The organism is Amycolatopsis sp. NPDC114504, from assembly GCF_055633595.1.
Genome location: NZ_JBVKDU010000002.1, coordinates 40,380 through 65,816 on the forward strand (window position 1 = coordinate 40,380; position 25,437 = coordinate 65,816).

Below are 25,437 nucleotides of genomic sequence, written 5' to 3' on the forward strand. Positions count from 1 at the left end.
CGTTGACTTCCGCAATAATGAAAACCGTCTTCATTTCCAGAAGGGGCTCCGACCGTGAAGATCGCGTTCGTCGGCAAGGGCGGCAGCGGGAAGACCACGCTGTCATCGCTGTTCGTCGCGTACCTCGCCGACGCCGGTGCGCCGGTGCTGGCCATCGACGCCGACATCAACCAGCACCTCGCGGTGGCGCTCGGCGCGCCCGAGGAGGAAGCGCTCGCCTGGCCGACGCTCGGCGACAACATGGCCCTGATCAAGGACTACCTGCGCGGCGACAACCCGCGGATCGCGGACGCGGCGTCGATGATCAAGACGACACCGCCGGGCCGCGGGTCGCGGCTGGTCCGGCCGTTCGAGGACAACCCGGTGTTCGCGGCGTGCTTCCGGCAGCTGGGCGGCGTGCGCCTCGGCGTCACCGGGCAGTTCGACGAGGACGACCTCGGCGTCAAGTGCTACCACTCGAAGGTGGGGGCGGCGGAGCTGCTCCTGAACCACATGGTCGACGTCGAGGGCGAGTACGTCGTCATGGACATGACGGCGGGGGCGGACGCGTTCGCGTCGGGGCTGTTCACGCGGTTCGACGTGACGTTCCTGGTGTGCGAGCCGACGGTCCGCAGCGTGGGCGTGTACCGGCAGTACGCGGACTACGCGCGCGACTTCGGCGTGCGGCTCGTGGTGGTGGGCAACAAGGTGACCGACGCCGAGGACGTCGAGTTCCTGCAGGAGCAGATCGGCGAGGCGCTGCTGGGGTGGATGTCGGCATCCCGCCACGTACGCGCGGCGGAGCGCGGCACGACCCGGCCGATCACCGAGCTCGAGCCGCGCAACCTCCAGACGCTGTCCTCGATGCGAGCGACGGTCGACGCCGAGCAGCGCGACTGGGCGCGCTACCAGCGTCAAGCCGTCGAGTTCCACCTGCGCAACGCACGGGCCTGGGCGGGCGAGAGCCTGGCGTCGCAGGTGGATCCGGAGTTCGTGCTCGGCCCGCGGCTGCCGGTCTAGTCGTCGGCATCCTCGGCATCGGCTTGCCGGGTCCGTTCCCGCGCGATGTCGAGGGCCCGCCGGGCGGTGGCCTCGTCGGGGTACGGACCGAGCAGGTCGATGCCGCGGCTGCGTTCGAGGTGCTCGACCTGGCGGGTGCGGGTGTTGTAGTACCAGCCCTTGTCCGGGTTCGGATCGTTCGACATGGTCCTAGGTTCGCACCCGCGAGCCGGGTTGTCAGCGCTTGTACCGGTAGGGGATCTCGGTCGGTTGTCCCGTGGGGCCGAAGTCCTGGTTGTCTTCGGGTTCGGCGGGCTGGTCGGGCAGTTCGTCGAACCAGCCGCGGGGAGTCCCGCGCGGCGGGGTGGCGGGTTCTTGCCGGGAGGGTTGCGGGAGGGCGGTGTCCCGGCCAGGGAAGACGGGCGGCGCCGAGTTCGGGGGGACGGGCGGCATGGTGCCGGGGCCCGGGAAGACCGGGCGGGCCGGGGCGGCGTGGCGGGCCGGGAAGGGCTGGGGGGTTGATTCCGGGCCCGGGAAGACTGGCTTGGAGCGTGTTGGTGGGGTGGGAGCTGGGGCCCAGGGAGGGGTCGCCGTGGCTGGGGGCTGTGGCGGGGTGGGTTGGTGGCTGGCTGGTGGTGGCTGGGGGGCTGCGGGCGGTTGGTGCTGGGCCGCTGGCTGCTGGGCTGCGGGCGGCTGGTGCTGGGACGGTGACTGCTGGGCTGCGGGCGGTTGGTGCTGGGCCGGTGACTGCTGGGCTGCGGGCGATTGGTGCTGAGCCGTAGACGGTTGCTGTTGGACCGGTGACCGCGGGGCCACGGGCGGCTGGTGCTGAGCCGCCGGCTGCTGAGCCGCAGACGGTTGCTGTTGAGCCGCCGGCTCCGGGGCCGCGGGCGGCTGGTGCTGGACCGCTGGCTGCTGAGCCGCAGACGGTTGCTGTTGAGCCGCCGGCTCCGAGGCCGCGGGCGTTTGGTGCTGGGCCGATGACTGCGGCACGGCGGGCAATTGCGGTTGAGCCGCTGGCTCCGGGGCTGCGGGCGTTTGGTGCCGGACCGGCGACTGCGGCACGGCGGGCGGCTGCCGCTGATCCAGCGGCTGCTGCGCGGCAGGCGATTGCTGCTGGTTCGACGGCTCCAGCGACTGCTGTACGGCGGGCGACTGCTGCTGATCCGGCGCCTGCTGCTGCACGGCCGAGGTCTGTTCCTGGTTCGGCACCTGCGGCAGCGGCTGCACGACCGACGTTGGCCGCTGGTCCGGCGACTGCAGCTCGGCCGCCGACTGCTGCGGCCCCGACGATCGCGGACCGGCAGGTTGCTGTGCGGCGGGCGACACCTGTTGCTGCTCGGTCGGCGGCTGCGAACTAGCGGGTTCTTGCTGGCCCAGCGGCTGCGAAACAGCAGATTCTTGCTGGCCCAGCGGCCGCGAACCGGCAGCGGACTGCTGCTGAGTCGGCGATTGCGGGCTCGAGTGCGGTGGCGGCTGCGCGGCAGGCGGCTGCTGCTGGCCGGAACCCTGCGAACCGGCAGCCGGGTCCTGCTGAGCCGCGGCCGGCGGCTGCGACGGCGGTCCGGCCGGCTGCGGCGGAGCCGCAGCCGGCGCTTGCGGCATAACCGGCGGCTGTTGCCAGCTCGGCGACTGCGGCACATCAGGCGACGGTGCACCGGCGGCCGGCGGCTGTGACATGGGAGGTCGCGAAGCCCCGGTGTCCGTCAGCTGTGGCACGGCAGGCTGCGGGGCCGCGGCTGACGACTCGGGCTCCGGCGCAGCAGACGTTTCCGACTGCCCGACGGCAGGCGGCTCCTGCACCTGCGATGCGGTCGGCGCAGCCGACTGCTGTTGGTGCGAACCAGCAGGCTGCAGGCCAGCCGACTGGGGTTCGGCCGCCTCGGACTCCGCAAGATCCCGCGGCTCGGACTCAGTCGACGAAGGCTCAGACGCCTCGCGCTGAACCGCGTCCCGCGACTCGTGCTCGGTCGGCGCGGATTCAGCCACCTCCGGCTGAACCGCTTCCCAGGGCCTCGCCTCGAGCTGGGGGCCGCCCAGCTGCGGCTCGTCCCGCGACTCGGGCTCAGCCGACGGAGGCACAGACGCTCCGGGCCGACCCACATCCTGCGGCTCACGTTCGGTAGGCGCGGGTTCGGCCGCCTCCGCCCGAGTCGCTTCCTCTGGCTCACGCCCCGCGGGCACGGGCTCGGCCGCCTCCGGTTGAACCGATTCCTGCGGCTCACGTCCGATAGGCCCGGGTTCGGCCACCTCCGACTGAACCGCTTCCTCCGGTCCACGCCCAGCGGGCACAGGTTCGGCCGTCCCGTGCGGCTCACGCCCGGCTGGCGCAGATTCCGGCTCGACCACATCCCGCGGCTCGTGTTCGACAGGCACGGGTTCGGCCGTCCCGTGCGGCTCACGCCCGATAGGCGCAGATTCCGGCTCGACCACATCCCGCGGCTCGTGTTCGACAGTCGCGCGCTCAGCCGCCTCCGGCCGAACCGCTTCCCAAGGCTTTGGCTCCGCAGCCGCCTCGGCCTCTGACGGCTCGGCTCGTTCCGGCGGCGACGCCACCGGCTCGGCCGTGCTCCCAAAACCCGGGCCGGCTGGCTCAGGCGACGACGCCACTGGCTCCGGCGCGGACTCGGCCGAAGCCGTCTCGGCCTCACCCGGCTCCGGGGGCGACGCCACCCGCCCGGCCGCGTTCCCACGCCCCGGCTCGGCTGGCTCCGGCGAAGAAATCACCGGCTCCGGCGCGGGCCGAGACGCGGTTTCGGGCCGCGACGGCGCATGCCCGGCCACTGCCTCGAGCTCATCGATCGACGGCTCCACGTCGCCCACCCGCGAAGCCGGAGCAGGACCAGCAGCCCCAACTGGCACCTCGGGAGCCGCATGGCGAGGCGCCCTCACCGGGCCCGGGGACTCGGACTCCGACGCCACCGACCACTCGCGCTCCTCCGGCTGCGGACGCCCGCGTCCCGGCTCCTGGCCCCACGTCGGACCCGCCCCGGACTGCCCCGGCCCCCACCCGGACGGAGGTTGCGGCACCGTCCGCCACACCGGCGCCGGCCCGATGTTCATCGGAGCCGGAGCCGGAGCCGGCGCCGGGGCCTGACCCGGCCGCGCACCCGGAGGTGGCGGCGAAGGACGAGCCGCCGGCTTCGGGATCGGATCCAAGGACGACACCAAAACCGACGTGTTCTCCGGGTCGTCGACCTTCCGTCCACTGCGCTCGCGGTAGACCATGTCGCCGTCGACGTCCATCTCCACCAGGTAGCCCGCCTCCGCGAGCTGCTCCTCGTCGAGGTCCGCCAGCCTCTCGTAGCGCGACGGCACCACGCGATAAATCGGCCAGGTCAGCGATGCGTGCTCCGCGTGGAACTGGGCCAGCAATGCCGACATCTGCTGCTGCCACGGCAGCGACATGCCCTCCGCCAGCGACCTGGGCAGCACCACGTACCCCGCGTCGACGCCCGGGTAGCCCTGGCTCAGCTGGTCGGACAGGGGCGTGCTGGACGCGGGGCGCGCCGACTGCCGGGGTGGCTGGGGCGCGCCGAACAGCGATGCCGGGTCTTGGGGCTCGCCCGAACCGGGCTTGCCCCGCTTGCCGAATTTGCGTCCCACGTGCTCATCCTCTGCCAGTACGCGGCCACCTGCTCGTGGAAGCGCCGCGACGTCGGGTGAATCGGCCGAATCCGCCGGCCCCGTTCGGGTCAAGGGCCTCAACCCATGCTAAACGCCGGGACGGACGGCCTGCGGCACCACTTCGGCCTCGTCGAACGAGAACGCCCGTGTGTGCACCGGAACACCGGTCTGCTGCGCCTCGACGACCTTGCCGTCGCCCAGGTACATCATCACGTGGTGGATCGTGTTCGGGTTCGACGGGTCGTTGGCGAGGAACAGCAGGTCACCGGGCTGCGCCTCGCGCACCGGCAGCAGCGCGCCCGCGTGGTACTGGTCGCGCGAAACGCGCGGCAGGATGATCCCCGCCGACTCGTACGCCCGCAGCATCAGGCCCGAACAGTCGTACGAATTCGGGCCCGTGGCGCCCCACACATACGGCTTGCCCTGTTCGCCCAGCGCGAAGCTGATCGCCTTCGCGGCGGCCTGGCTCGGCGGGAGCAGCTGGCCCAGCCCGGTGCCGCAGGCGACGACGTCGACGACCTGGCCGACGTTCTCCACCAGCGTCGCCGCCATCGGCTCCCACTTGTGGTAGCGGTCCGGGAAACCCGAGCGCTCGACGGCCTGCGCGGCGTCGCCCGGGCGCTTGTTCTCCCAGTCCGGCACCGCGAGCAGCACGTCGTAGAACTTGTTGACCTCGTACGTCGGGTCGGTGACCTGCGCGTACGTGCCCCAGCCCATCGACGGGCGCATCTGGAAGATGCCGAGGGAGTCGCGGTCGCCGTAGGTGAGGTTGTGCAGCCCGGACTCGGTCATGCCGGCCTGGATCGCGACCTGCCACGCGCGCGGCGCCAGCGACCGCTGCTTGCCGATCGTGATGATCAGCGCGACGATCCCCTTCTGCTCGTCGTCCAGCTTCGACGCGTCGACCGTGCCGCGCTCGCCCTCGCCGGGCTGGGTCGGCCCGACCGAGGCGTCGCAGCTGGTCAGCGACACGCCCCGGGCCTGCGCCTGCTGGTTGTCCATGACCACTTTGGCGGCGACGGCGGTGACGATCAGGGCACCGATCGCGACGAACACGACCAGTCCCAGCCACAGCCCCAGCCGCCGCACGCTCAGCTCGCCTGGTCGTAGTCGGCGACGCGCCAGCCGGCGTTGGTGTTCACGACCGTGATGGCCAGCTTCGGCCCGTCGGTCGGGATCGTCAGCTGCACCGAGCTCGTGTACGACGTGCCGACGACCGGCTCACCGGTGACCTTCGTCGCCGGGATGTTCGCCGGGTCGACCGACGCCATCACCGGCAGGTACTCCTCGGTGGTGAAGGGTTTCAGCTTGGCCAGCCACTGGTCGGAGGTGATCCCGGCCGGGTGGTCGACCCACGCCGCGGCCCACTCCTTGGCGACGCGCACGGCGTCCCCGTTGGGCGCCGCCGTCGTCGGGGTGGCCAGCGGCGCGGACAGCCGGGTCGGCAGGTTCGACGTCGGTACCGGCGCCGCGACACCCGGCGGGGTCGCGGTGACGGACGTGGTGGTCGTCCCGGTGGGGGGCGACGCCTTGGCCTGCGGCTTGCCGACCACCTTCGGCAGCACGATGCCGAGCGCGGTGACCAGGATCGCCAGGAAGATCAGCGCCCCCATCAGGTGGCGGGGCGAGCGCAGCGGCCAGCCCCACAGGCGACGGTAGACCGCGGCGCGGCCGCGGTTGGTGCGGATCGGCATCGGTCACCGCCCCATGGCTTGGTCGGTGTCCCGCTCTTCGCGGACCTCGATGCCCCGGGACGGCCGGTACAGCACGAAGACCGGCTTGCCGGCGACGACCTCGGGGTCGACGCGGCGGGGTTGCGCCCGCACGCCCGGCGTCCGGGGGACGTCCTGCGGTGTGTAGTCGCTGAAGCCGGACTCGGGCGCGCGCAGGTCGGACGGCACGACGACGGGCTCGGGCTCGTCGTTCCAGCGGCGGTCGGCCACCGGCGAGGTGTCGACGCGCCGGCTTTCCTCGCCCCGCAGCGTCGGCCGGCCGCCGGCACCGACGACGACGTAGTCGCCGGGGTCGCCGTTGGCCGGGTTGTACTGGCCGAACACGGGGGAACCGGGTCGGCCGCCCGCGGGCAGCGCGCCAGCAGGACCGCCGTTGATGGCCCCCGGCCAGGCCCCGGACCAGGCCGCGGCCGGGCGGCCGGAGCCGTTGTCGAGCCGCTGGGAGTTGGCGAAGATCGTGGCCTCCGGCCGGAACCGGCCACCCCCGGCGGTGGCGCCGAGCGGACCGCGCTGCTCGCCGTCGACGACGTCGTCGGTGTCGCGCACGTTCTGCCAGAACTCGTCCTGCGGTGTCGGGCCGTTGCGGTTGCGTTTGAAGCGCGAGAAGATCCCGCCCCCGGGCGACGGCACGGCGGCGCCGACCATGCTGACCGACATCTCGACCATCTGCCACAGGCGCCGCACCGGCCGCCCGACCATGAACAGCAGCACGGTGATGAGCCCGGCGAGGACCATCTGCGTGAGCATGTTCAGCGAGTTCCCGGCGTCGAAGATGGCCTGCAGCAGCAGCGCGTGCACCCCGGCGAGAACGGAGAGCACGACGAGGTTGAACGCGACGCCGCCGGCGACCTTGAGCACGCGGCGCAGGATCTCCGGGTGCAGCAGGGCGACGAGCCCGATCAGCGGCGCGGTGAGCGCGAAGAGGCGGATCAGGACCTGGGCCAGGAGGACACTCGCCTTGGCCAGGAGCTGGAAGAGCGAGTAGACGAGGGCCTGGCCGAGGGAGAGGAAGCCCGCACCGGTGCGGCCGCCGGCCTCGCCGGTGAAGTAGCCGGTGGCGGGGCCGAGCTTGGTGGAGATGTCCTTGTAGGCGTTCTTCTTGCCGTCGATGACGGACTGGTTGCCGTCGTCGCCGTTGCGCAGCTGCGCCCACGTGAACGCCTGCGCGTCCAGGAGCGGGCGGCCGAACTGCTCGGCCTGGGGCGCGGTCGGCGAACCGAACTCCCCCCGCACCCAGTTCTTGTAGACGATCTCGTTGTGCAGGTTCGTCGGCAGCACGTGCCGGATGACGCGGTCGTCGGAGTCGTCGACGAACCCGGCCTGGATGTTCGTCGTGGTCTGGACGATCGCCTTGTCGATGGGATCGAAGTACCGCAGCATCGCCAGCGACGACGCCGCCAGCCAGATGCCGGCCATGGCGTACAGCGCCCGTTTGCTGACCGCGGCGAGGTCACCGCGCCAGATGTTGCGGAACATCATGATCGAGAGGATCAGCGCGACCAGCCCGAAGAGCTGGGCGTAGATGTTGTTGTAGACCTTCTCGGCGCCGGACTTCACCGCGCTGTACAGCGGGTTGAGCAGCCCGCCCTCGAGCACGGTGTAGTGCAGCGAGTTCGTCGCGCCGACGATGTTCTTGCCCAGGTTGAACAGCTGGTTGCCGCCCCAGGTGTCCAAAGTGGACCCGGCCGGGGTGAGGTTCAGCCCGGAGCAGTTCGTCTCGAAGGTGTTCCAGACGAACCCGGCGTAGCTGTAGTCGACGTACGCGCTGCCGGCCTCGCCGTGCCCTTCGGCGGGGTCGATCGCGCCGACCATGCCGGCGCCGGGGCGTTCGGGGTTCGGCGCCTCGCCGCAGGCCGCCGCGCTCGCCGCCGGGGCGGTCGCGATCGCCTGCAGGCCGAGCACGAGCATGACGGCGAACATCGTCGCCTTGCGCGAGGGCGTGCGCCGGTCCGACCGCGGGCCTTCCTTGATCCGCCGCTTGAGCGCGTGCCACCCGGCGGCCAACGTCAGCAGGACCGCCAGCGTCAGCACGGTGTTCATGCGGCGTCCCGGCCGGTGCCGCCCTTTCCACCCGTGCGGGCGTGCTGCCCGGCGTGACCGTTGGTGCCGTTCGGCTGCTGGACGCCGCCCTCCACCTCGCCCGTTTCGGACGCCAGTGGGTCCGGGGCGCCGAGCAGGTTCTCGTCGGCCAACCCGACCTCCAGCTCCGCCGCCAGCTCGAAGTCCTGCTCCAGCTCGATGTCGTCCTCCGGTGGGGACGCCACGAATGGCTTCTTCTCCTCCGTGTGCGGGAGGGCCAGCTCGTTGCCCGGGCGGCGGGGCGGGGATGCCGCGTCCTTCGAGCCCGGCGTCGTGTCCATCACCGCGCGCAGGTGGTCCAGGTGCGGGCCCGAGAAGTCGACGCGGATGCGCTCCACTCCGCCCGCTCCGTCGCCGAAGATGAACTGGCGGGGCTCGATGTCGCGCTCCAGGCCTCGCTGTTGCGCGCCTGGGCGGCGGCCCAGGGCTGCCACCACCTGCTCGTAGCCCACGCCCACCGGGACCTTCAACAGCCGCAGGGCATCAGCCTGGGCGTCGTCGTCGTCCAGGCGACCCACGAACACCGAGTCCAGCAGGGTCACGAAACCCTGGATCTTCAGGAAGTCCGCCGGGATCTGGGACGACAGCAGCACCCGGACGTTCCACTTGCGCGAGTCACGCGCGAAGCGGTTCATCAGCACGCGGCCGGTCGGGACCTCGGACAGGAAGAACGCCTCGTCGATCCAGACGCCCTTGCGCATCTCCTTGGGCTTCTCGTACACCGACCGCTGGGTCAGCCACGCCGCCAGGTTCAGCATCTCGACGCCGAGGGACTCCGCGTCCGTCCAGTACTCGCGCGGGACGCCGTCCTTCGGCAGGGTCAGGCCCGCCATCGTCAAGACCGTCAGGCGGTCGTCGCGGGTTTCGGCGTACGGGTCCGCGTCCGTCTCCGGGATCAGCAGCGCCATCCGCTCGCGCATCTCGTCGAGGAAGTCCGCGACGACGCCCGCGTGCTCGTGGTGTTCCGAAGAATCCCGCCTGAGCGCATCGATTACCTGGCCCGGGTCGGCGTCGAACCGGCCGCCGACCGTGCGGACCGCGCGCAGCAGCACGATCCGGGTCTGCGCCATCCGCGAGACCTCGTACGGCAGGACACCGGTCAGGACGTCCAGCACGAGACGCCGTCGCGTCGCGCCCGCGAGGGCCTTCTCCCGGCGCCAGGAGCGCTCGGGGTCGTCCTCGTCCATGAAGTGCTCGATCAGCGGCTCGGCGACCACCCGGTACGGGTTCAGGATGCCGGGCTGGGCGTTGAGCAGGTTGATCGGCCGCGCGTACGGCCGCAGCTCCGGCAGGTCGCACAGCCGCGACAGCGGACCGGACGGGTCGAGGATCGTCCAGCTCGCCCCGGCCCGCAGCGTCTTGTAGACGATGCCGCCGCCGAGGAACGACTTGCCGGCACCCAGGCCGGCGACCATCGCGGTCAGGCCCGAGCCGTCGCGGATCTCCTGGGCCATCCACGGGTCCCAGGCCACCGGGCGCCGGGTCGCCGTGCACGTCTCGCCGAGCAGGATGCCGCGGCGGTCGCCGACCTCCGCCGTCGCCGTCGGGACCGCCGAGGACGCCCAGACCACCGACCCGCGCCGCATGTACGCGGCCGAAGCCAGCGGCTCGCCGGGGATGAACTCCCTGGCCATCGCGTACTGGGCCTCGGGGTGCTCGATCGCGATCTTCGGCTTGTAGAGGTCCAGCAGCTGCTGGGCCAAGCGCAGCGCGTCGCGCTCGGTCGGGCCGGACACCGCCAGCCGCCACCACGAGCGCACGCGGGTGGCGAGCGCGGTGAAGCCCGACGTCATCTCGTCGTCGATCTCCAGCACGCGCCCGGCCTGCCGGTTGAGCGACTGCGGCGGCTCCAGCTCGTGCTCGTCGGTGTAGTGCTTGACCTGGGAGCGCACCTTGTTCATCTGGCGCTGCAGCTCGCTGGCGACCTCTTCGGGCCGACGGACGTAGATCCGCGCCGACACCTCGACCGCCGCCGGCAGCCGGTCGGCGTGCTGGATCCACGGGTCGTCGACCTCGGGAATCTGCAGGCCGTGCATCTGCCCGACGGTGAGGATCGCCAGGTGGCGCGAGACGCCGGCGTTGGAGCCGGTGCGGCCGCGGACGGTCACCGTCGGCGCGTACGGGTCGGCGTAGTAGTCGGCGGCGTCGGTGAAGCTGGCCAGGTCCTCGGGCTCCCAGGCCGCACCGGGCACGGCGGGCATGTTCCGCGGCGCGGGCAGGCCCAGCGAGCACGAGCGGTGCATCAGCCAGGACATCTCCTCGGCGTGCACCGGGCGGCCCTCCAGCCCCGCGCTGCCGATGACCTGGTCGAGGTGCTCGACCTCGGAGTCGAGCGCGCTCAGCTCCGCGTCGACGGCCTCCGGGAGGATCTTGCGCAGCACCGGCGCGGCGCGCTCGACGGCGCGGTCGACCATCCGCCGGGTCTGCACCTGGACGCCGATGTAGACCTCTTTTTCGGCCATCGAGCGGCCCATGAGCTGCTGCTGCTCGCCGATCAGGTAGTCGTCGAACGACATCGCGCCCGGGACGTCGCCGGGGCGGCCGTGTGCGTTGTAGACGTGCGCCTCGGCCCACATCCGGATCGGGTACGGCCGGTTCGTCACGCGCAGGTGCAGCCAGCGGCCCTGCAGCTCGGCGTACTGGCCGGCGATGGCCGCGACGAGGTCGCGCCGCTGCGAGTCCGAGCGGAACGACCAGCGCTGCGGGGCCAGCCGGTACCAGGCGTAGACCTCGTAGCCGGTGCGGACCAGGTGCCCGTCGATGCTGCGCACCGCGATCGAGGGGGTGTACGCGGGGATCGCCTGCTCGCCGGTCAGGCGACGGCCGTTGCCGCCGCCCGAGCCGTTCCGCGCCGCGCGGACCTGCTCGGGCGGTTGCCACGCGCCCGAGTGTGCGTCCCGACCCCGTTTTCCTCGGCTACCGCCGCGACCGAACAACGACTACCTCCCGGCCCGAGCCGTGTTGCCGCGGCTCCGGCGCGCTCGTGGTGATCCCTGGACCACAGCACCCGGCGGCCCGCCGTGGTGCTGGTACTGCCGTTTTCGGCGGTGCTTCGGCAACGGGCGCTCGGCCCGTACCCGGACGCGGCTGGCGCTGACCGCGCCACCGGTGCCCGTGGTCACCTCACGGGGGGTGTTGAGCTCGCGACCGGCCATCGAGACCACGGTGCCCAGCGGGCGCTCGTGGCTGATCTTGGCCGTCAGCAGCCGGGTGATCACGATGGTCGCGATGAACGCCCACGCCGTCGAGAAGAACCCGAAGCTCCACCCCGCCCAGCGTTCGACGCCGAGCACGACGAAGAACGCCGGGATGCCGATGAGCCACGCCACGTAGCGCGCTCTCCAGGGAAAAGTCGCTTTCGGCGGGCCGAGCCACACGGCGTCGACCCGGTAGACCTCGTCATCAGTCCTGATCCGCACGCCGCCGCCTCAGCCGGTGAACAGGCCGGCGATCCACTGGCCCACGTTCACGCCCGCGCCGCTGACCGCGAGACCGATGATGGCGAGCGCGATGACCACGCCGGCGAGCCGGCGCATGACACCGGCGTTGTCGCCCTTGCCGCCACCCAGCCAGAGAAGCAGTAGGGCAACGGCCAGCAGCACCAGGGGGATGACGTTGTCGAGCAGCCACTGGCGCACGTTTCCCGTGCCCAGCTCGCCGGCGGCCAGCGTGTCGAGGGTGGTCAAGGTCATCATCGCGTTACTCCCGGTGCGCGGTGGGGCCCGCGCGGCTCTGGCTCAGGCGGTGCTTCGAACAACATCATGGGGGCTACGAGGGGTAGTGGTCAAAGCGCGCTGCGTAGGGGACGGCTGCCTTGTCAACCGCTGTGGCGCGCACGGCGCACGAAAACTCCACGCCACCATCATCGCGGCAAGGGCCCTCGGGTTAAAGCCCGGGCACCCATACTTCTCAGTGTGCTGACGAACTCACCCCATTGCTCGGGATTTGCTCACTGTGGGTATTGGTGCTGTCGCCGTTGTGCGGCCTGGGACAGTGTGACATGACCCGAACGGCCCCGTCGCGCGAGTCCGCTGTGTGACCACCCTCCGCCGGTCCGCACCCATGTCGATCTTGACGGTCTTCCGCCGTCCGTCACAGGGCGCTCAGGACCTCACACCATTTTCACTACATAGCGTGATCTTGGTCCTCAGGAACGGCTCTGGGCGAAAACGCCCTTCGGGAACGCACCGGCGGCAACCACGCGGCGGGTGAGGTCCCGGCCGAGCTCCTCCAGCCGGGCCAGCTTCGCCGCCCCGAGGTGGTCCCACGGCGCCTTCGCGGCGGCCTCGGTCGCGACCTCGACGCGGTCACGCACCGCGACGCCCTCGTCGGTGAGCGCGCCTTCGCCGTCGAGGATCCCGCGGTCGCGCAGCCGCTCGCCGGCGGTGGTCCACTGCTCGTCGCTCCAGCCGCGCGTCAGCTTGGCCGCGTCGACGGTGAACCCGGCGCCGGTGGCGACGTGGGTGACGAGCGCTTCCACGCCGCTCAGGCCGTTGAGGAGGAGGGCGGCGATGTGGCCGTCGCCGCGGTGCTCGCGCAGCAGCGTGATGGCGTGCCAGAGGGCGAGGTGCGGCGGCTCGGGCCAGTCCAGCCCGGCGTGCGCGGCGTAGAGGGGACGTCCTTCGGTGGTGCACCCCGCGGTGGCTTCGCGGGCGAGCTCGGCGGCCTCGACGACCTGGTCGCTCTTGAGCTCGCCATCGCCGAGGAGCCGGGTCAGGGCCCGGTCGACGCCTTCGAGCCGGGCTTCGAGGACCTGCTCCGGCGTCGCGAGGGTCCAGGCGCGCGGGATCACGCGGGCGACGACCTCGGGGTTGAAGTTGTAGAAGGTGGCGGCGACGACCTCGGGCCCGACCGCGCCCATCGCGGCCGAGCGGCCGGCGAAGTAGGGCATCCGCCCCGGTCGCAGCCCGATCCCGGTGAGCGCCGCGTCCACTTCGGGCGCGAAGTACGCCAGAGCGTGCAAGGAATCGAAGGCCGACTTGAACCGCTTCTCGTCACCCGCCATAGCGGCACCCTACTACCGAGTAACCACGCGGGACAGGCTGAAAGGCACCTTCCTCGCATGAGTCGAGAGGAAGGTGCCCTCGGGGAGTGAGGCGGACGAGCCGGCATGTAAGCCGGATCCTGTTCCCGGGTCGCCTCGCGGCTCACCGGGCGGCGGCCATCCATCTCGGCCTGCCGTCGCCGGCAGGCTCCAGCGGCCTACCCGCAGACTCGGACGGGCCGTCCTCGAACGCCTGCGCAGGAGCTCGCGCTCCCTCTTGGCCTTGCTCCGGGTGGGGTTTACCCAGCCGTCCCGGTCACCCGGGACGCTGGTGGTCTCTTACACCACCGTTTCACCCTTACCCCGGCCCTCGCGGGCCGTGGCGGTCTGTTTTCTGTGGCACTTTCCCGCGGGTCACCCCGGGTTGCCGTTAGCAACCACCCTGCCCTGTGGAGTCCGGACTTTCCTCGGACCGGGTCACCCCGGCCCGCGACCGCCCTGCCAGCTCGTCCGCGGAGAAGATGGTAGCCCAGCGCCCGGTGGCCGCCTGGCCGGGCGACCCCGCTGCGGCGCGCGCTGCGGCGCTCCGCGGCTTCCGGCACCTTGGCCGGGAGCGAGGCGCCGCCTGCCGGGCCGCGGCTCCTCAGGACAGGCCGCCGCGCAGCCGGGCGACCCCGCCGGGGCGCGACCTGCGGCGGGCGCTCCGCGGCTCCGGGCACCCCGGCCGGGAGCGAAGCGCCGCACCAGTGGCCCCTCGGTACCCGGCGGCCGGGCGACCCCGCCAACGCACGACCCGCGGCGCTCCACGGCTCCGGGCACCTCAGCAAAAGCCGCGGCCGACCCTCAGTACCCGGCTGCCGCGCGGCTGTGGTGACGAGGGCGCTCCGGTTCCGGGGGCCGCTGCGGCGGGACGATCGACGGCGCCGGGTGCTGGCGGGCCAGCTCGGCCGTCCAGTGCAGTACCGCGGCCGGGCTGTCGAGGCCGATGAGCCCGACCAGCCTGCCGCCCGAGACGAAGCCCGTGATCGGCCTGGTGCCGGGCACCGGGGACTCCAGGAGCACCGTGTCGCTCCCGAGCATCGGCCGGCCGGCTACCTGGATGCGGACGCCGTGCTGTTCGGACCAGTAGCGCGGCACCGGGGTGTACGCCGGCGAGCCCGACGGCCCGGCCAGGAGGTTCTCGGCCGCCGCGCGGCTCATCTCCACCGCGTTGAGCCAGTGTTCGTCGCGCCTCGGTGTGGCGTCGTAGCGGAGGTTGGGCCAGCGGGCGACGTCGCCCGCCGCGACGATCGTGTCGGAGCCCACGACGTGGCAGGTGGGTCCGCAGACGACGCCGTCGTCGAGGGGCAGCTTCGCGCCGCGCAGCCAGGACACCGCGGGCACGCTCCCGACGGCGACCACGACGCAGGCGACGTCGATGGCGCGGCCGTCGGCGAACTCCAGGCCGACCGACGTCGTGCCCGGGTGCCACCGGCGGATGGTGGTCCCGAGCTCCAGCCGGACGCCGCGGGCGGTGTGCAGCGCCGTCAGCCAGTCGCCGATGTCGGGGCCGAGCACGTCGGCCAGCAGGCCCCGCGACCGGCCGATGAGGACGACGTCGCGGTCCATCTCGCGCAGGCTCGAAGCGACTTCGCAGCCGATGAAGCCGTCGCCGATGACGGCCACCGGGCCGGAGCTGGTGGCGAGCGCGCGCTGGAGGGCCGTGGTGTCGGACAGGGTCCGGACGACGACGACCCGCGGGTGGCCGTGCGGCGCGCCGGGCATCCGGCGGGGTTCGACGCCGGTCGCGATGATCAGGCCGTCGTAGCGGAGCTCCTCGTCGCGGAGGTGGACGATCTGCCGGTTCGGCGACAGCGCGGTGACCGGCGTGTCGAAGTACCACTCGGCGTCGACTTCCAGGGGGTCGGCGAGCAGGGTCTGGGCCCGGCTGACCGCGCCCGTGAGCAGGCTCTTGGACAGCGCCGGGCGGTGGTAGGCGATGTCGGGCTCGGCGCCGAGGACGATGACTTCGCCGTCGAACCCGAGCTCGCGGAGCCGTTCGGCGGCGCGCAGGCCGGCGAGGCCGGCTCCGGCGATGACGATGCGTTCGCTCACGAGGTGGCTCCCAACAGGTGGATGGCTCGCATGGGACAGGCGCGCGCGGCCGCGCGGACGTTCGGCGTTTCCCCGGCTCCCGGCCGTTTCTCGTACTCGAGCTGCCCGTCGTGGCCGAGCTGGAAGACCCCGGGCGCCTCGGACTGGCAGACGCCGTAGGAGTGGCAGCGGTGGCTGTCGACGTCGACCCGCAGCGAGGCGATCTCGGGTTCGTCGGGCACGGGTTCGACCAGCCCGGCCCGGACGAGCGCCGACGCGGGCAGCACCCGCAGGACGGACAGGATCACCGGCGGCACGAGCAGCGTGATCCCGGTGAGCCAGACGACCGAGAGGTGCCCGCTCGAGATCGCGCCGAGCCAGGCGTGCCCGGCGAGCAGCCCGATGGCGAGGTAGCCGGCCTGGTGGAAGCGGAGCCAGCGGCCTTCGCGCGCGCCGCGGCGCAGGCCCGCGGTGATCGACACCGCGATGACGAGCTCGAGGCCAGCGATGCCGAGCGCGTGCCGCGGGGTGCCGTCGTAGAACGGGAGCAGCAGGTCGGCGACGCCGAACGGGTCGTCCTCGAGGAAGAGGAACGTCAGCCCGTGCAGGGTGCCGGTGGCGAGGGTGAACGCGGCGAGCAGCACGTGGCCGGTGCGCAGCGCGTCCTGGCCGCTGAACCGGCGGACCCAGCCGGTGGCGGCCAGCACGCCCCAGCACAGCGTCAGGCACATGCAGAGGTAGGTGAGGCGGCCGGACAGCGCGGCGGCCTCGGCGATCCCGGTGTCGTGCGGTGACACCGGGAGCAGCGCGGCGGACGGGGACATGGGCGGGCTTACCTCCGGGTGCGCGGCTGGGTCCTGCCGGGGGTTCCGAGCAGGCGGAGCAGGCCGAACGTGGCGACGGCGGCGAACGCCACGAAAACGGCTCCGAAAGCGAGGTCCGCGCCGCCGAGGGTGTCGTCCTCGGTGGCGGAGACGAGCAAGGACGTGGTCTCGGCGAGCCCGGTGCTCTCGAGGAGCGTCAGGTGGCCGAGCGCGGTGTCGACGGCGGTCTGGGCGAACGCGCGGACGTCGTCGTCGCGGGTGCCGGCGCGGACGTCGGAGGCGAGCCCGAAGAGGGAGCCGTACTCGGCGCGCAGGCGGTTGACGTAGGCGTGGTCGAACGCGTCGCCGGAGTCCCCGGAGAGCTCGTCGGCCCAGCCGCGCTCCTGTGCGGTGGGCGCGGCGGGGAGGGTGATGGCGAGCCGGTCGGCGACCGCGCGCAGGGCGACGTCGAGGCGGGCCTGGTCGTCGGCGATGCGGACGGCGACCGCGCGCACGCGGCGGTTGGTGGCGCGGTCGGCGGCGAGCCTGCTCGCCGGCGTCGCCCACAGCGTGTGCTGCTTCAGGCGCGCCAGCAGGGTGCGGTCGGTCTGCTGCAGCTCGCCGGCGGACGCGGGCAAAGCACAGCCGAGCACGAGCGCGGTCGTGGCGGCGAACAAGGCCACGAATCGGAACGGCATCCCCGTTGTCCCTTCGCGAAGAACGTCTCAACGGGGGTTACGGAAGAACGGCGTTCACCGGTTCTCGCCGTCACCTTTTAGTGACTGTGACGTACATCACAAGACACAATTTGAACCCTCCGCCGCCGGCGCCACGCCTAATGGGGCACGAAAACTAATGCATATGGCCTATTAAGTGTTTTTGCGCTACGCTCCGATGGCCCAACGGTCCGCCAGTCAGGTGAGGTTGCGAGCTTTATGGAAGCACCGGGCAGAGAACGTCTCGGCCACGCCGGCCACACCTCGTCCGCGACCGCGGTGCGAGCGCGTCCCGACACGGGAGACGACCTCGTCCCGCTGCTGTACAAGGACTTCCGCGCCACCCTGTTTTCGCAGGTACTGGCCCTGACCAACCATGATCGGCAGTGGACCGAAGACGTCGTGCAGGAGACCATGATCCGCGCGTGGCAGCACGCCGGCACGCTCGAACGCGAGCCCGGAATGCTGCGCGGCTGGCTGCTCACGGTGGCGCGCCGGATCGTCATCGACGGCTGGCGAAATCGCCGGGTTCGCCCGCAGGAGGTCGCTCTGGAGATCCCGGAAAACGCCGAGTCCACCGATCGCGCGGACAGTTCGTTAGCCGCACTAACGATTAGCCGGGCATTGTCGGAACTGGACGAGAAATATCAGTCCGTCATCACCGAGACATATCTCGTCGGAAACACCGTCCGGCAGGCGGCGACAAATCTGGGAATTCCCGAGGGAACCGTCAAATCGCGGTTGTACACGGCGATGCGGCAATTGCGTAAGGCGCTCGGGGAAATGGCGGTGCGATGAGGGCGAAGCACCGCGACACCGCGGCCTACGAGCTCGGTGTCCTGGACGACCCGGAAGAGTTCGAAACGCACCTGGACGGCTGTCCCCGGTGCCGGGAGCTGCTCACCGGGTTCCACCCGGTGTCCGCGGCGCTGGCCGAGGCGGCCCGGCTCGGCTACCTGCCGGGCGGCGGTCCCCCTCGCGGCGAGCCGCCGGGCTCCGGTGGCTTGGCCGGCGCCGGCTTCCCGGACCCCGGTGGCTTGGCCGGCACCGGCGCCCCGGGCTCCGGCAGCCCGACCGATCAGGTGTCCCCCGCGGCCGGCGACCCGGCGGCCGGTGACGCCGCCCGGCTCGACGTCAACTACCCGCCGCCGAGCGATGGCGCGGCCCGGCGCCGGAAGCCCCGCGTGTTCTCGCGCCGGCGGGGGATGGCCGCCGGCGCGCTCCTGCTGGGCGTGGCCGTGCTGGTCGTCTGGGCCCGGCCGACCTCCGCGAGGACCTGGTTCGCATCCGCTGCGTCCATCGTCTCCCCTGCTCAGGTTGTGGCCGGTACCGGCCATGACCTGCGGGATCTCCCGTGGTCAGCCGGTTTCCAGTAGTCTGCCCCAACCCAACATGAAAGTCCTTACGGTGGATACCGAAGTAAATTCCGAGCATCCCCCCAGCGGGGCTTCGGTACCGAAGCGCCCCGCCCCGCGGCTCCCCGGCCGCGAACCCGAGCTCAGCCGCCTGACCAGCCTGTTCCCCGTCGCGCTCGGGGGCACGGCCGCGAGTGCGGTCCTCGTCGGCGAGTTCGGCATGGGCAAGAGCGCCACGCTCCGCACCACCGCCGCGCTCGCCGCGGACGCCGGCTTCACCGTCGCGGTCGCCACCGGGTCGCGGCTGGAGAGCCACCTGCCCGGCGGGCTCGCCCGCCAGCTGGCCGACGTGCTGGACCCCGGCTCGGCGCAGCTGCCCGCCGAGTGCGGCCCGGCCGGCGAGGGCGAAGCACTGGACCGCTTCTTCCGGATCATCCGGGAAGCGACCGAGCGCGGCCCGCTCTTCCTCGGCATCGACAACGTGCACCTCGCCGACGCCTGGTCGATGCGCTGCCTCGCCTACATCCGGCACCGCGTGCTCGACCTGCCGGTGTTGATCATACTCACGTCCCTGATCGGCCACCCGCCGCACCGCGAGGTGGCGCTGCTGGAAATGGCGGGCTGCACGCCCGCGACGATCACCCTGAACGGCCTCGGCGACGCGGGCGCGGCGGAGATCCTCGGGCTCGCCCCGGGTGAGCTCGCCACGGCCTGCCGCGAGGCGACCGGCGGCAACCCGTACCTGCTGCAGGCGCTGCGGCCGCGGCTGCTGCCCGGCGCGGACCCGCACGAGCTCGGCTCGTCGCTGATCGGGCAGGTGCTCCACACGCGGATGAAGGAGTTCCCGGACGCGCCGGCGATCCTGCACGCGGCCGCGATCCTCGGCGAGGACGCCGGCTTCGACCTGCTGGCCCAGCTCGCCGGCGTCGACGAGCTCGACGCGCTGCAGGCGATCGACACGATGGTCCGGCTGCACGTGCTGAACAACAGCAACGCACCGACGCTGACCTACCCGTTCGTCCGCAACTCCGTGCTGCGGGACATGCCGAAGACGACGCGGGCGGTCAACCACGCGCGGGCGGCGAAGCTGCTGTCGGAGACCGGCGCGCCGGCCGAGCGCGTCGCCGCGCACCTGCTCGACGCGACGTCGATCCGGATCCCGTGGGGCGTGGACGTCCTGCGGCTGAGCGCGCGCAACGCCGTGTTCTCCGGCCGTCCCGAGCTGGGCGCGCGGTACCTGCGGCGCGCGCTGGAGGAGCGCCTGACGTCGGGGCGCCGGGTGGCCGTGCTGCTGCAGCTGGCCCACGCGGAGTTCCAGGTCGACCCGCCCGCCGCGGCGCAGCGGGTGCGGGAGGCCGTCGACACCATCGGCAACCGCGACACGGCCGCGTTCATCGCTTCGGCGATGCTGCTGTCGCTCTGCGGCGGCCAGGACGCGCGGCTCGCGATCAGCGCGGCCGGACAGATCGCCGCCCGGCTCGACGCCGGTGGCCCGGACGCCGTGTGGCCGCTGCTGTGCATGACCTACCTCGCCGAGGCCGGCAGCCGGCTCGGCCCGCCGCCGGAGTTCCGCGACTTCGAAGAGCAGTGGGCGCCGCCGACCGACCCGGCGGCGCAGCGCAGCCGGTCGGCACTGCTGGCGCTCGACGCCGTCCGCAACGGCGAGTCGGCGCCGGAGGCCGTCAAGCACTTCGCGGACGCCTTGAGCCTCACCGCTTCGCCCCCGTCCGGCGAAGGCGAGCTGTTCGAGCAGCACTACTTCTTCACCCTCGCCACCGCGGTGCTCGCGGACGAGCCGGTGCACGTCGACCGGCTGTGCCGCGTCCTGGACGTCGAGCGCGAGCCGTGGGACGTGCACGTGCCGCACGGCGCGCTGCCCACCCTGGCCCGCGGGATCGCGCTGCAGGCCAGCGGCGACCTGCAGCGGGCGAGCGTGCACTTCGAGTCGCTGCTGCGCCGCTTCGACGAGCGCGGCGGGACGACGACGTGCCCGGTCGGCGTGCTGTGCGCGGCGAAGCTCGTCGAGTGCTGGGTGGACCTGGGCCGGTTCGAGGCGGCGACGTCGCTGCTGGACCGGATGGACTTCGTCGCGAGCCAGGGCCTGTTCACCCACACCTACCTCCTGTACGCGCGCGGCCGCCTGCGCGTCGCGACCGGGTACACGCGCTTCGGGTTCGAGGACCTGCTCAGCTGCGGACGCCGGCTCGCCCACCACGGCATGCGGTTCCCGGGTTTCGTGCCGTGGCGCGCGCACGCCGCGCGGGCGGCGCTGGCGCTGGGCCAGGCCGACGACGCGGCCCGGCTGGCGGAGGAGGACATGACCGCCTCGACGCGCTGGGGCGCTGCGCGGCCGCTGGGCACGGCGCTGACGACGCTCGGGCTCGTCCGCGAGGACGACGAAGCCGAGCGGGCGCTGAACAAGGCGATCACGACGCTTCGCTCGTCCCCGGCCCGCCTCCAGCTGGCGACGGCGCTGACCGAGCTCGGCTCGCTGCAGGCGCGCCACGGTCAGTCCGAAAAGGCCATCGAGACGCTGCGGCAGGCCGTCGAGCTGAGCGAGCACTGCGGCGCGCGTCCGCTCGCCCGGCGCGCGGCGGAGGAGCTGCGTTCGGCACGGCGGGCGCTGACGCCGGCCAAGGACAACGAGCACGGCCTGACGCGGCAGGAGAACCGCATCGCCGTCATGGCCGCGCAGGGGCTGACGAACCGCGAGATCGCGACCGCGCTGCACCTCACGCGGCGGACGGTGGAGCTGCACCTGTCCGGCGCGTACCGCAAGCTCGGCATCCCCGGCCGCGCGGAACTCGGTGGCGCACTGGCGAAGTCACAGCGCGGCGGGTGACTTCCCACCGCGTGGACGCGCGTTGACCGTCTCGTGCGTCGTTGCTCTACTCGGGCCATGTCGCTCGAAGAGCCGTTGAAATTCGCCTACTGGGTCCCGAACGTGAGCGGTGGCCTCGTCACGTCCGACATCGAACAGCGGACGGACTGGGGCTACGAGTACAACCGCGATCTCGCTGTGCTGGCCGAGAACAGCGGGTTCGAGTACGCGCTTTCGCAGGTGCGGTACACCGCCAGCTACGGCGCCTCCTACCAGCACGAGTCGACCGGGTTCAGCCTGGCGCTGCTGCTCGCGACGCAGCGGCTCAAGGTGATCGCGGCCGTCCACCCCGGACTGTGGCACCCCGGCGTGCTGGCGAAGTTCATCGCCAGCGCCGACGTCATCTCCGGCGGCCGCGCGGCGGTCAACGTCGTGAGCGGGTGGTTCAAGGGCGAGTTCACCGGCCTCGGCGAGCCGTGGCTGGAGCACGACGAGCGCTACCGGCGGTCCGAGGAGTTCATCCGCGTGCTGCGCGAGCTCTGGACGAACGACCACGCCGAGTTCCGCGGCGACTTCTACCGGATCCACGACTTCGACATCAAGCCGAAGCCGGTCGCGGCACCGCACCCGGAGATCTTCCAGGGCGGCAACTCGACCGCGGCGCGCAAGCTCGCGGGCAGCGTGTCGGACTGGTACTTCAGCAACGGCAAGGACTTCGACGGCTTCAGCGAGCAGGTCTCGGAGGTGCGCGGGTACGCCGCGTCCCACGAGCGGACTGTCCGCTTCGGACTGAACGGGTTCGTGATCGCGCGTGAGTCGGAGAGCGAAGCTCGCGCGGTTCTGAAGGAGATCGTCGCGAAGGCCAACGTCGAGGCGGTCGAGGGGTTCCGGTCGGCCGTCAAGCAGGCCGGGAAGTCCACTTCGGACGCCAAGGGCATGTGGGCCGACTCGGAGTTCGAGGACCTCGTCCAGTACAACGACGGCTTCCGCACGAAGCTGATCGGCACGCCGGAGCAGATCGCCGACCGGGCGATCGAGTACAAGAAGCGCGGGGCGAACCTGCTGCTGCTCGGGTTCCTGCACTACCTGGAGGACGTCGAGCACTTCGGCAAGCACGTGCTGCCGGTCATCCGGGCGAAGGAGCAGGACCTCGCGCGCGGCGCCGCGACCCCGGAGCCGCTGGGCGTCTGAAGGCCCGTCTAGCGTGAGCCGGTGAACTTCTGGGCAGGCGCGGGAAGCCTGATACTGCTGGCCGGCGTCCTGGTCTTCGCGATCGTGCGGCCGCGCGGCTGGCCCGAAGCCGTCGCCGCGGTGCCGGCCGCCGGGCTCGCGCTGCTGTTGGGGCTCGTGCGCCCGGAGGCGGCCGGGCAGCGCGCCGTCGAGATCCTCCCGACGCTGGGCTTTCTGGCCGCGATCCTGCTTTTGTCCTTTTTGGCCAGTGTGGACGGCGTGTTCACCTGGCTCGGCAACCGCCTGGCCGAGGCCTGCCACGGCAAGCCGCGGCGGCTGCTGGTCCTCACCTTCGCCGCGGCGTCCGGGGTGACGGCGATCCTCAGCCTGGACGCGACGGTCGTCCTGCTCACCCCGGTCGTCCTGGCGACGGCGACGAGCCTCCGCCTTCCGGCCCGGCCGCACGTTTACGCGTGCGCGCACCTGGCGAACTCGGCGTCGACGCTGCTGCCGGTGTCGAACCTGACGAACCTGCTGGCGTTCGGCGCGTCCGGCCTGACGTTCGCCGGGTTCACGGCGGCGATGGCGATGCCGTGGCTGGTCACGATCGGCATCGAGCTGCTGGTGTTCCTGCGCTTCTTCGCCGCCGACCTGCGCCCGCGCCCGGCGGCGGAGCCGGTGCGGCATCTGGAGACCCCCACGTTCTCGCTGGTCATCCTGGGTCTGACGCTGGCCGGTTTCGCGCTGGGCCCGCTCGGCCACGTCGAGCCGGTGTGGATCGCGGCGCTGGCGGCGCTGATCCTCGGCACCCGGGCGCTGGCGCTGGGCAAGATCAAGCCGTGGCAGCTGGTCACCGAGGCGGCGCCGCAGCTGGTCCTGTTCGTGCTGGGCCTGGCGGTGGTGGTGGAGGCCGTGTCGGAGCACCTGCTCGGCGGCCTCCTGCGCGACGTCCTGCCGACGTCGGCGGGCCTGGTCGACCTGCTGCTGGCGGCCGGGGTGGCGGCCCTGCTGGCCAACCTGGTGAACAACCTCCCGGCGACGCTGATCCTGCTGTCGGTGCTGGGCCCGCACCCGGCGCCGGGAGTGCTGCTGGCGGTGCTGCTGGGCGTCAACATCGGCCCGAACGCGACGTACCTGGGCTCACTGGCGACGCTGCTGTGGCGCCGGACGTTGCCGGAACACCCGTCGGCGAAGACGTTCCACGCGCTGGGGCTCATCACAACGCCCCTGTGCCTGGTCGCGGCGACAGGGGCGTTGTGGCTCGGTCTCAGCTGGGCATCGTGATCGTCTGGCCCGGCTTCATCGTCGCGCCGCAGTCGTCCAGCGGGCCGCCGAAACGGTCCGCGGCCACCTCCGGGATCGTCTTCGCCGCGTAGTCCTGCGCCGCCTTCAGCTTCGCCGGGTCGGTCACCGCGTCCTTGCGGACCCAGTCGCCGTTGCGGAGGCCCTCGATCGGGGAGCTGTAGATCAGCACGTAGTCGCGGTCCAGGCGCGGGTCCAGGGCGATTCCGTTGCCCGCCGCCCAGGGGCCCCACGAGTGGATGAACGTCGGCTTCACCGTGTCGAACACGTAGTCGCGCAGGCCGGCCAGGTCGTTGTCGTGGACCAGGTCGGCGATCGGCTTGTTGACCAGGCCCGCCATGTCGACCAGCTCGAGCCGGCTGGTCATCGACGACCCGCCGAGGTCCGGCAGCAGCAGGGACGCCTTCTGGATGCCCAGGATGTCCGCGTACGTGTTGAACCCGCGGCCGAAGCGGTCGGCCACCAGGCACGCCGTGATGTTCGGGTTCTTCGCGAACTTGTCCGCGGCCTGCGCGAACCCGATCGCCGACGGGACGAACGCGCCCACCAGCACCACGACGATCCCGATCCGCAGCAGCGCCCGGCGGTGCTTGAGCAGCTCGCCCGCCGACAGCGTGCCCGCGATGACCGCCAGCGGCCAGATCGGGCTGGCGAACCGGTGCTGGTACATCCAGTCGGCGACCATCACGCCGTACGCGACGATCCCCAGCGCCAGCGGCACCAGCAGCGCGATCAGCGGACGCCGCCACGGGGCCTTGACCAGCGCGAACACGATCACGAGCAGCAGCAGGACGACACCCGCCCAGCCCGCGTAGCCGGCCAGCTCGAACGGCCGCTTCAGCGCGTCGAAGCCGGGCAGGCCCTGCTGCTTGGCCACCGACGGGTTGGCCAGCAGGCGCCCGAACTCCGAGTGCCGCCAGACGACGTACCCGCCGAACGGGACGGCGAACGCCGCCACCGACAGCAGCGCCAGGCGGAAGCTCTTCCAGAACAGGCCGCCGCGCAGCAGGAACAGCGCCGCCAGCGGGTACGCGCCCGCGTAGATCAGGCCTTCCGGCCGGGTCAGCGCGGCGAACGCGACCATGACGCCCGCCCAGATCGCGACCTTCGGCGTCAGGAGACGGTCGTTGCGGACCGCGACGAACAGCGTCACGGCCAGCGTGACGACCACGAACGCGAACAGCGAGTTCTCCAGGCCCGACACGACCCAGATGACGAACGACGGGATCGTCGCCAGCGTCAGGCCGGCGACCAGCGTGGCCAGCCAGGCGAAGCGCGGGAAGATCTGCTTCGCGGCGATGTAGCCCGCCGTCAGGATGCCGCCCGTGAACAGCAGCCCCAGTGCCTTGGGGAACAGCACGTAGTCCGGGAGGCCGAACAGCATGCCGTGGTCGAAGAGGCCGACGAGCTTGCCGACGCCGAGCAGCACCATCCACGTCGGGTCGGAGAAGCCCTCGACCGGCGGGGCGCCCGGCTGCAGCACCGGGCCGAGGCCGTCGGCGAAGCTGCGGGCGTAGGAGAACGTGATGGCGGCGTCGTCGACGATCCAGTGGCCGTAGCGGGCGGCGTGGACGGCCACCGCCGCGACGCCGGCGAGCACGGCCAGCACCGGCGCCAGCCGCGAGCCCCAGCTCCGCGTGGTCGTCGCGGGTGCCGGGTCCTCGGGGACGTCGCTCGGGGAGGTCTCGGTGAGTGCGCTAGCCGTCATGTCCTCGTCACTGTTCCGCCCGCAGGCCTCTGCCGGTGGGATGCGCACGAGCTGGCGCCCCATGAAGTGGACCCGAGGCCGGGTCCAC

The 25,437-nt window shown here is 72.1% G+C and carries 19 protein-coding genes and 1 other RNA gene; 7 read left to right on the plus strand and 13 right to left on the minus strand.

What is annotated here, in order from left to right; translation table 11 throughout:
- Positions 1-54 precede the first annotated feature (54 nt).
- Complete coding sequence (locus ACZ7PG_RS11710) at positions 55-999, plus strand: ATP-binding protein (protein ID WP_470239078.1); 945 nt, start codon at positions 55-57, stop codon at positions 997-999.
- Here ACZ7PG_RS11710 and ACZ7PG_RS11715 read toward each other — a convergent pair.
- The gene (locus ACZ7PG_RS11715) at positions 996-1,184 is read right to left on the minus strand and encodes a hypothetical protein (RefSeq protein WP_470239079.1); all 189 of its coding nucleotides are present in this window, start codon (positions 1,182-1,184) and stop codon (positions 996-998) included. The genes ACZ7PG_RS11710 and ACZ7PG_RS11715 overlap by 4 nt on opposite strands.
- 835 nt (positions 1,185-2,019) lie before the next feature.
- Here ACZ7PG_RS11715 and ACZ7PG_RS11720 point away from each other — a divergent pair.
- Positions 2,020-2,655, plus strand: a complete 636-nt coding sequence (locus ACZ7PG_RS11720) for a hypothetical protein (RefSeq protein WP_470239080.1) — start codon at positions 2,020-2,022, stop codon at positions 2,653-2,655.
- Between the two features lie 2,037 nt (positions 2,656-4,692).
- On the opposite strand, the gene ACZ7PG_RS11725 is transcribed toward ACZ7PG_RS11720, so the two are convergent.
- The 11 genes from ACZ7PG_RS11725 to ACZ7PG_RS11775 form a co-directional block, all read right to left on the minus strand.
- The gene (locus ACZ7PG_RS11725) at positions 4,693-5,694 is read right to left on the minus strand and encodes a C40 family peptidase (protein ID WP_470239081.1); all 1,002 of its coding nucleotides are present in this window, start codon (positions 5,692-5,694) and stop codon (positions 4,693-4,695) included.
- 2 nt (positions 5,695-5,696) lie between these two features.
- On the minus strand, positions 5,697-6,299 hold the full coding sequence (locus ACZ7PG_RS11730; protein ID WP_470239082.1) for a hypothetical protein: 603 nt from the start codon (positions 6,297-6,299) through the stop codon (positions 5,697-5,699).
- A gap of 3 nt (positions 6,300-6,302) precedes the next feature.
- Positions 6,303-8,378 carry a magnesium transporter gene (locus ACZ7PG_RS11735; protein ID WP_470239083.1) on the minus strand — a complete coding sequence of 692 codons (2,076 nt, stop codon included), beginning with the start codon at positions 8,376-8,378 and terminating at the stop codon, positions 6,303-6,305.
- A complete protein-coding gene (locus ACZ7PG_RS11740; protein WP_470239084.1) occupies positions 8,375-11,353 on the minus strand; it encodes an ATP-binding protein in 2,979 nt (992 codons plus the stop codon). Before ACZ7PG_RS11740 ends, ACZ7PG_RS11735 begins: the two co-directional genes overlap by 4 nt.
- A 3-nt stretch (positions 11,354-11,356) precedes the next feature.
- Positions 11,357-11,836, minus strand: a complete 480-nt coding sequence (locus ACZ7PG_RS11745) for a hypothetical protein (RefSeq protein WP_470239085.1) — start codon at positions 11,834-11,836, stop codon at positions 11,357-11,359.
- Positions 11,837-11,845: 9 nt separating this feature from the next.
- Positions 11,846-12,112, minus strand: coding sequence for a hypothetical protein (locus tag ACZ7PG_RS11750; protein WP_004562703.1), 267 nt, complete (start codon positions 12,110-12,112; stop codon positions 11,846-11,848).
- Positions 12,113-12,564: 452 nt separating this feature from the next.
- A complete protein-coding gene (locus ACZ7PG_RS11755) occupies positions 12,565-13,422 on the minus strand; it encodes an SCO6745 family protein (protein WP_470239086.1) in 858 nt (285 codons plus the stop codon).
- Positions 13,423-13,514: 92 nt separating this feature from the next.
- Positions 13,515-13,910, minus strand: an RNA gene (gene rnpB / locus ACZ7PG_RS11760) — RNase P RNA component class A.
- Positions 13,911-14,244: 334 nt separating this feature from the next.
- Positions 14,245-15,495 carry an NAD(P)/FAD-dependent oxidoreductase gene (locus tag ACZ7PG_RS11765; protein WP_470239087.1) on the minus strand — a complete coding sequence of 417 codons (1,251 nt, stop codon included), beginning with the start codon at positions 15,493-15,495 and terminating at the stop codon, positions 14,245-14,247.
- The gene (locus ACZ7PG_RS11770) at positions 15,492-16,298 is read right to left on the minus strand and encodes a 4Fe-4S domain-containing protein (protein ID WP_470239088.1); all 807 of its coding nucleotides are present in this window, start codon (positions 16,296-16,298) and stop codon (positions 15,492-15,494) included. The genes ACZ7PG_RS11765 and ACZ7PG_RS11770 overlap by 4 nt, the downstream gene beginning before the upstream one ends.
- An 8-nt stretch (positions 16,299-16,306) precedes the next feature.
- Positions 16,307-16,975: a DUF4142 domain-containing protein gene (locus ACZ7PG_RS11775; RefSeq protein ID WP_470239089.1), complete on the minus strand. Its 669-nt coding sequence runs from the start codon at positions 16,973-16,975 to the stop codon at positions 16,307-16,309.
- 237 nt (positions 16,976-17,212) lie between these two features.
- On the opposite strand from ACZ7PG_RS11775, the gene ACZ7PG_RS11780 reads away from it, so the two are divergent.
- The 5 genes from ACZ7PG_RS11780 to ACZ7PG_RS11800 are packed head-to-tail and all read left to right on the plus strand — an operon-like array spanning position 17,213 to position 23,623.
- Positions 17,213-17,791: a sigma-70 family RNA polymerase sigma factor gene (locus tag ACZ7PG_RS11780; protein WP_470239090.1), complete on the plus strand. Its 579-nt coding sequence runs from the start codon at positions 17,213-17,215 to the stop codon at positions 17,789-17,791.
- Positions 17,788-18,369, plus strand: coding sequence for a zf-HC2 domain-containing protein (locus ACZ7PG_RS11785; RefSeq protein WP_470239091.1), 582 nt, complete (start codon positions 17,788-17,790; stop codon positions 18,367-18,369). Before ACZ7PG_RS11780 ends, ACZ7PG_RS11785 begins: the two co-directional genes overlap by 4 nt.
- 31 nt (positions 18,370-18,400) lie before the next feature.
- The gene (locus ACZ7PG_RS11790; protein WP_470239092.1) at positions 18,401-21,190 is read left to right on the plus strand and encodes an AAA family ATPase; all 2,790 of its coding nucleotides are present in this window, start codon (positions 18,401-18,403) and stop codon (positions 21,188-21,190) included.
- 57 nt (positions 21,191-21,247) lie between these two features.
- Entirely contained in the window at positions 21,248-22,360 is a 1,113-nt protein-coding gene (gene sfnG / locus ACZ7PG_RS11795) for a dimethylsulfone monooxygenase SfnG (RefSeq protein ID WP_470239093.1), read from the plus strand.
- A 21-nt stretch (positions 22,361-22,381) separates the two neighbouring features.
- Complete coding sequence (locus tag ACZ7PG_RS11800) at positions 22,382-23,623, plus strand: SLC13 family permease (protein WP_470239094.1); 1,242 nt, start codon at positions 22,382-22,384, stop codon at positions 23,621-23,623.
- On the opposite strand, the gene ACZ7PG_RS11805 is transcribed toward ACZ7PG_RS11800, so the two are convergent.
- Positions 23,607-25,349, minus strand: coding sequence for a hypothetical protein (locus tag ACZ7PG_RS11805; RefSeq protein WP_470239095.1), 1,743 nt, complete (start codon positions 25,347-25,349; stop codon positions 23,607-23,609). The two genes, ACZ7PG_RS11800 and ACZ7PG_RS11805, sit on opposite strands and share 17 nt — an antisense overlap.
- Positions 25,350-25,437 lie beyond the last annotated feature (88 nt).